Source organism: Dietzia sp. UBA5065 (assembly GCA_002415925.1).
Lineage (GTDB): Bacteria > Actinomycetota > Actinomycetes > Mycobacteriales > Mycobacteriaceae > Dietzia.
In genome coordinates this window covers 1-6,849 of sequence record DIAZ01000067.1, presented here as the reverse complement: position 1 = coordinate 6,849, position 6,849 = coordinate 1, and the positions used below count along the sequence as shown (strand labels likewise).

The 6,849-nt window shown below is 70.1% G+C and carries 6 protein-coding genes; 4 read left to right on the top strand and 2 right to left on the bottom strand.

Features of this window, described 5'->3' with window-relative positions; all coding sequences use genetic code 11:
• Positions 1-88 precede the first annotated feature (88 nt).
• Positions 89-1,309 (top strand): MFS transporter, encoded by a 1,221-nt coding sequence (locus B4M60_RS05020; protein ID WP_291080887.1) that lies wholly within the window; start codon positions 89-91, stop codon positions 1,307-1,309.
• Between the two features lie 443 nt (positions 1,310-1,752).
• Here B4M60_RS05020 and B4M60_RS05015 read toward each other — a convergent pair whose 3' ends face one another.
• Positions 1,753-1,905, bottom strand: a complete 153-nt coding sequence (locus B4M60_RS05015; RefSeq protein ID WP_291080885.1) for a hypothetical protein — start codon at positions 1,903-1,905, stop codon at positions 1,753-1,755.
• Positions 1,906-1,944: 39 nt separating this feature from the next.
• Between B4M60_RS05015 and B4M60_RS05010 the strand changes: the two genes are divergently transcribed.
• Positions 1,945-4,128 (top strand): DEAD/DEAH box helicase, encoded by a 2,184-nt coding sequence (locus B4M60_RS05010; RefSeq protein WP_291080884.1) that lies wholly within the window; start codon positions 1,945-1,947, stop codon positions 4,126-4,128.
• Positions 4,129-4,268: 140 nt separating this feature from the next.
• Positions 4,269-5,138, top strand: coding sequence for an aminodeoxychorismate lyase (locus tag B4M60_RS05005; RefSeq protein WP_291080882.1), 870 nt, complete (start codon positions 4,269-4,271; stop codon positions 5,136-5,138).
• An 87-nt stretch (positions 5,139-5,225) separates the two neighbouring features.
• Here the strand turns inward: B4M60_RS05005 and B4M60_RS05000 are convergent, their stop codons facing one another.
• Positions 5,226-5,891, bottom strand: a complete 666-nt coding sequence (locus tag B4M60_RS05000) for an NADPH-dependent F420 reductase (protein ID WP_291080880.1) — start codon at positions 5,889-5,891, stop codon at positions 5,226-5,228.
• Between the two features lie 73 nt (positions 5,892-5,964).
• Between B4M60_RS05000 and B4M60_RS04995 the strand changes: the two genes are divergently transcribed.
• Positions 5,965-6,849, top strand: an 885-nt coding sequence (locus B4M60_RS04995; RefSeq protein WP_291080878.1) for a glycoside hydrolase family 32 protein, incomplete at its 3' end; no start/stop codon positions are given.

The window sequence follows — 6,849 nt, the reverse complement described above, 5'->3', positions numbered from 1 at the left end:
CGCTGAACCCCGAGGACGACCTCGCTACTGAGGCCGCCATCACCTGGGCGACGGATCCGCCAAGCTCGTTGGGTGGGGGCGCCAGCTGGTGAGCACGACGTCCACAGCGGCGGCGTGGCGAGCCGTCATCGGCTTCGGGTTCGTCAGCCTCGCGGCCGACATGGTCTACGAGGGCGCCCGGTCGGTGTCGGGGCCGCTGCTGGCCTCGCTCGGGGCCTCCGCGGTGCTCGTGGGCCTGATCACCGGCGCAGGCGAGGCGATGGCCTTGGTCTTGCGCGTGGTGTTCGGACCGCTCGCCGATCGAACCGGTGCCTATTGGTCCCTCACGATCATCGGTTACGGCCTCACCGCGGTGTGCGTCCCGCTGCTCGCGATTACGCCCGCGGTGGGCGCGGCCGGGCTGGGGTTCGCGTGCGTCCTGCTGCTGGCCGAGCGGACGGGCAAGGCGATCCGCTCCCCCTCGAAGTCGGCGTTGCTCGCCGAAATGGCCCGCCAGGTCGGACGCGGACGAGGCTTCGGCGTCCACAAGGCCATGGACGAGGTGGGGGCCTTCGCCGGACCGCTGCTCGTCGCCGCCCTCATCGGCGCCACCGGTCTCATCGCCCCAGCCATGGCCTGGTTGGCGATTCCGGGTGCCCTCTGCATGCTCCTGCTGTTCTGGTTGCGCGCCAAGACGCCCACCGACCTCGGCTCCAAGGCACCGACGTCGTCCGGTCGCGGCTGGTGGGCTGAAACCTTCGGGACGCACCTCGGACGCCCGTTCTTCTTGTTCGCGGCCTGCTCGGCCCTGACCACGGCGGGATTGGTCACCTTCGGAGTGATCTCCTTCCACCTCGACGCCGCCCACCTGATTCCGCTCGCCGCGATCCCCGTGGCGTACGCCGCCGGGCAGGCGACCTCAGGCCTCGTGGCGCTCGTCAACGGCTACGCCTACGACCGGGTCGGCGCTCGGGTGCTGTTCGTCCTGCCGGTGCTGGTGGCGGTGGTCCCAGCGTTGGCGTTCACTCGGACCGCCTGGATCGCCGTCGCGGGCGTCCTGTGCTGGGGGGCCGCCAGCGGGCTGCAGGATTCGACCGTCAAGGCGCTGGTCGCCGATCTCGTGGAACCTGATCGACGCGCCACCGCCTACGGGGTGTTCGCGGCCATCCAGGGCGGCGCCGCCATCCTCGGCGGCGCGGCGGCCGGCTTCTTGTACGAGACGTCCCTGCCCACCCTGATCGCCCTGGTCGCGGCGACCCAGGTCGCGGCAGCCGTCTTGCTGTGGCTCACGATCCGACGGCACGGCACGGGTAGCGGCACCGCATCGTGAGTACGGCTTGGCGCCGCGCCTTACGATCAACGCCAACCCCACCCAAACCATGCTGAATACCGAGGCTCAAGTCGCCCACGAGAAGCAAGGGCCGAATTCAGCATGAGTTGGGTGAGCCCCAGTTCCGACGAAGCGCGCGCCTCCAACAACGATTCTGCGTCGCTCGACGAAAATGTCATTCCCATTACCCCTTGCCAGAGGCATGTGAGGTCCAGTGCGACCTCGTCGACTGACGCACATTTGCTGTTGGCGCCCACTTTCGGCGCCATGCGGGCACCTTGCGCCTCGATCAACAGCTCATCTCAGACCCCGCTGCCCGCCTGGCTCAAACCACCGCCGGCAGGCGCCTCAAAAGGCCGGTCTTGACACTCCGCCGCACCACACCGCCCGATCACATACGGTGACCAAGTCATGACAGCCGTCTACCCGCTCCCCGACGACGCTCACGCCGGCCTCAACGCCGACCACTTGCACACCCACTGATAAAAGTCGGGTCGGGGGCGCGGCTGCGGCTTCTTGTACGGGACGTCGCTGCCCACCCTGATCGCCCTGGTCGCGGCGACCCAGATCGGCGCCGCCGTCTTGCTGTGGCTCACGATCCGACACCATGGGAGCGGTGCGGCAGGATAGGCGCCGTGATCTCCATCGGTGGCCAGGCCCGCGACGTGCTGCGGTCCGCCCGCCAGCTGGCGGCCCGCGCTCAGGGGGCGCTCAGCGCCTTGGCCGGGGCGACCACGGCGGTCACCGCCGCCTTCGACCGCCTGCGCACCGCCCAGCTGCGCCACGAGCTGGCCGGGATGCCGCTCGACAAGCTCCGCCAGGCCAGCACCGAGCGCCTGCTGCTCGCGCCTTTGACCGACGCGGGCTTCAGCACCGTGGGCGACCTCTTCGATCGGCCCGCCGAAGAGCTGGCCGTCGTGCCCGGGATGGGCGAGGCCACAGCCCGGGCCGTCGCCGGAGCCGTTTCGCACCTGTGGGAGGTGGCGGGACAGGACGTCCGGTTCCGGATCGACCTCGATCCGGCGAACCCGGACGGGGATGCGCTGGTCCGAGCGCTGGCCCGCTATCGGTCGGTGCGGACGGCCATCGCGCCCGTCCGCGATACCGCCGAATCGCTGGCCACCTCGCTGCCCGTCGCCCTCGCGGACGCTCGTCCCACCGCCTGGGGCCTGCGCTGGATGTTCACGCGCGATGCCGCCACGAAGGCCCGCGCGCAGGCGGCGCTCGACTGGCTCGCCGCCCAGGTGGCCGAGCCGGAGCTCGAGCAGCACTTTGACGCCGTGGACAAACGCCTCGCCGAACCCCAGCCGAACCCGTGGCCCGATTTCGAGAAGCGGGCCTCCGACTATTACGCCTGGTTGTCGGAGCTCGTGCCCCTCGGCCTGGAGTCGGCGGCGCACGGCCACCTGTCGGACGAACTCGTGGCCAGCATCGAAGGCATCACGCTCAACGATCGCCTGCGCACCGTGAGCCTGCGTGGCTACCAAGCGTTCGGCGCGAAGTTCGCTCTCGGGCAGCGGCGCGTGCTGCTGGCCGACGAGATGGGCCTCGGCAAGACCATCCAGGCGCTCGCCATGCTCGCCCACCTCAAGGCCGAAGCCCCCTTTGGACGCACGCCACCGCGCTTTCTCGTCCTCTGCCCAGCCAGCCTCATGAGCAACTGGGCGCGCGAAACCACGGCCCGCACCCAGCTCGCCGCGACGGTGATCCACGGGGACGATCGGCAAGATGAGGTGACAACCTGGCTGACTTCGGGCTCGTTAGGGATCACCAGTTACGAGACCGTCCAGCGCCTCGAGCTGCCCGCCGACCTGGTGTTGGACGCGCTCATCGTGGACGAAGCCCACTACGCCAAGAACCCCGAAGCGCGCCGCAGCCAGGCCGTCGCCCGCCTCGCCGGACGCTCGCAACGCGTGCTCTTTCTCACCGGCACCCCCATGGAGAACGGGGTCGAGGAGTTCGAGGTGCTGGCGCAGATGCTGCAACCGGACGTGTCCGTCCCGGGCAGCGCGCGAACGCTCGGCGCCGTCGTCTTCCGCCGCAAGATGGCCCCCGTCTACCTGAGGCGCAACACCGAGGACGTTCTCGTCGAACTGCCCGAAAGAGTGGAATCCGAGGATTGGGTGGATTTCACCTCCTGGGATTGGTTCGCCTATAGGCAGGCCGTCCTTGAGGGCAACTTCATGGCGATGCGGCGCGCGGGCTTTCACAGCACCGACCCCGCCCGCTGCGGCAAGGCGGATCGTCTCGTGGCCCTCGTCGAGGAGGCCGCCGCCAACGGGCGCAAGACGGTCGTCTTCACCTTCTTTCGGACGCTCGCCGAGCAGCTTGCTGCCACGCTGCCGAAGCCGGGTCGCCCGCAGGTCTTTGGTCCGCTGACCGGCTCGGTGCCCCTTGAGAAGCGCGCCGCCCTGCTGGACGACTTCACCAACTGCCCCGAACCCGCCGTGCTCATCGCCCAGATCCAAGCGGGAGGCGTCGGGCTCAACATCCAGGCGGCGTCCGTGGTGATCCTGTGCGAGCCGCAGCTCACCCCCACGATCGAGGAGCAAGCGATCGCCCGGGTGCATCGCATGGGGCAGGTGCGGGGCGTCCAGGTGCATCGGCTGCTGAACCCGGACGGGGTGGACGAACGCCTGCACCAACTGGCGGCGCTGAAGGCCTCAGAGTTCGACGAGTATGCCCGCCGCAGTTCGTTGGCCGAAGCCTCTGACGACGCCGTGGACGTGCTCGATCAGGACCTGGCCGCCAAGATCATCGCCGAAGAGCAGGAGCGCCTGAACGCCACCGATGCCGGCCCGGCACCCTCGGCCCCCTAAGCGTCCCCCGCCACAGCGGTCATCTGGTGACCCTTCTTGCGCTTGTCGTCCTCGCTTGCTCTACAGCGCGAGCAAGGACGACGACACAAGCAACGTCGCACAGAGGGGCGCCGCGCCGCGGGGGCGGCTAGGCTGCCGCCGTGAGCCCCGCCCAGCACCTGGTCGCCGTCCTCGGCCGCGGCGTCGTTGATCCCGACGCGCCCATTCTCTCCGCCGACGACCTCGGCGCTACCCGGGGCGACGGCATCTTCGAAGTCACCCGGGTGGTGACCACCGAGGGCGTGTCGCGGGTCGATCACCTCGACCGGCACCTGGCCCGGTTCCGCACCTCCGCTGCCCGGCTGGCCCTGCCCGCCCCCGACGCGGACGCCTGGCAGTCGCTGGTGCACGAGGCGGTGGCGGCCTGGCACGTCCCCGGCGAGGCCGCGCTCAAACTGGTGTGGACCCGGGGCCGCGAGAATGTCCCCAGCGGACCCACCGGTTACCTCACCCTGACCGCCCAAGACCCCGCCGCGCTGGCCGCCTCCCGGGCTGGCATCACGGTGGCGAGCATCCCCCGCGGCTATGCCTCGGACGCCTTCGGCGACGCCCCGTGGCTGCTGGGCGGCGTCAAATCGCTCTCCTACGGGGTGAACCTCGCGGCGCGGAGGGCCGCCGCCGAGCGCGGCGCGGAGGAAGCCTTGTTCGTCTCCACCGACGGGTACGCCCTCGAGGGTCCGACGGCGGGCCTCATCGTGGCGCGCGACGATGAGTTGATCACCAGTCCCACCGGCGCCACCGGCGTCCTCCCTTCGATCACGGTCGCCGTGGTGACGGAAGCCGCCGAGGCGGCGGGGGTGCGCGTCCGGCGCGCCCTCCTGCGTCCCGCCGACCTGCCCCACTCCCAGGGCGCCTGGTTCGCCTCGTCAGTGAAGGGCGTGGTGCCGATCGTGAGCCTGGACGGCGTGCCCGTGCCCCACGATCCCGAGATCACTCGGACGCTCGTGGCGGCCGCCGGCTTCGATCGCTGATCCGAAACATCCCCGTCAGCATCCGCTGTGGACGGTACGTCCATGGCCGAAGCTGACAGGGATGCGACGGACGGGCTCCTCGGTGTACTAGGCCGTCGACTGCGCCGGACGTTGCAGCAAGACGCCGAAGTTGGCGGAACCCATCGACTGCATGAGGGACAGCCACAAGGGCAGGAACATTTCGAGGCCCCGAGCGGCGGTGAGCGCGCCCAGGTCGACGATGTCGGTGTGGCCCAACTCGGCGATCAGCCCCGCCGCCCGACCGCGGGCATCGGAGTCATCGCCGGCCACAAAGACGCTGAACGGACCAGCGACGAGCGACGGGTCGACCATCACCGCGGCGGTGACGGTGTTGAGTCCCTTGACGATCCGCGCCTGGGGGTACGCGCGCTGAAGCCGCTCGGCCAGCGAGTCGGTGTTGCACACCGTGAGGCTCGGCGGGAAGCCGTGGGAGAAGTCGAGCGGATTCGACACGTCGATGACGACCTTGCCCGCCAGGTTCGCCTCCCCGGCGGCGGCGAGAATCTCCTCGGCGTGCACCCCGTTGCCCGCGTGGACGATCATCGCCCCGTGCGAAGCCGCCTCGGCGAACGTCGCGAAGCTCACCCCGGGGTGCTCGGCCAGCCACGCGACGAGCCCTTGCTCCGCGCGGGCGGTGTCCCGCGTCCCGAGCCAGACCGTGTGGCCCACCTCGGCCAGCCGTCCCGCAAGCGTCCGTCCCACCACACCGGTGCCCAAGACTGTGATGTTCATCGGATCCTCCCATCCATGGGTTCCCTGGCCGGTCGACACCGATCGCACCGCCGACACTGCCTAGGCTAGGCGGGTGGCGCGCTTTCGTCCCTCCCGCGACTGGATCAATGACCCCAATGGGCTCATCGTCCACGGCGGGCTGTGGCATCTCTTCTTCCAAACCAATCCCGAGGGCGTCGACTGGGGCACCATGTCGTGGGGGCACGCCACCTCCCCGGACCTCGCCACCTGGACCGAACACGCCGTCGCGTTGCCCTGCACGGCCGAGGAACAGATCTTCTCGGGGTCGGTCGTCCACGACGTCGCGAACACCTCAGGCTTGGGCCGCGACGGGGTCGCCCCGCTCGTGGCGGTCTACACCTCCCACTACTCCCCCGGCTCCCCGCGCCACGGCACGCAGGCCCAATCGCTGGCGTCCAGCACCGACGGCGGGTTCACCTGGACGCCGTTCCCGGGAAACCCCGTCCTCACCCGGGGTACGCCGGACTTTCGCGACCCCAAGGTCTTCCGGGAGGTCGACGGTTGGACGATGGTCGTCGTCGAGGCCGCCGACCACCTGGTGTTGCGGTACCGCTCGCCGGACTTGCGGGCCTGGACGTTGGACGGCTGGCTGCGCGTCCCCGGCGAGGGACTGGTGGAATGCCCAGACGTATTCCCGCTGGCCATTGAGGGAGAGCTGCACGAGGTGCTGCTGGTGAGCGTGGGGCCCGTGGCTCCGGGGCGGGGAACGGGCATGCGGTACACGATCGATCCGGTGTGGCGGCAGGGCGAACCGGATCCCACGGACCTCGGCGAGACCCCCTGGCCGCTGCTCGATCACGGCCCCGACTGCTACGCGGGCACAACGTTCAACGATGCCCCGGACGGGCGGCGGATCTTCCTCGCCTGGATGAGCAACTGGGACTACGCCGCGGACGTTCCCCTCGATGGCGGCCGCGGCCGGATGACCACCCCGCGC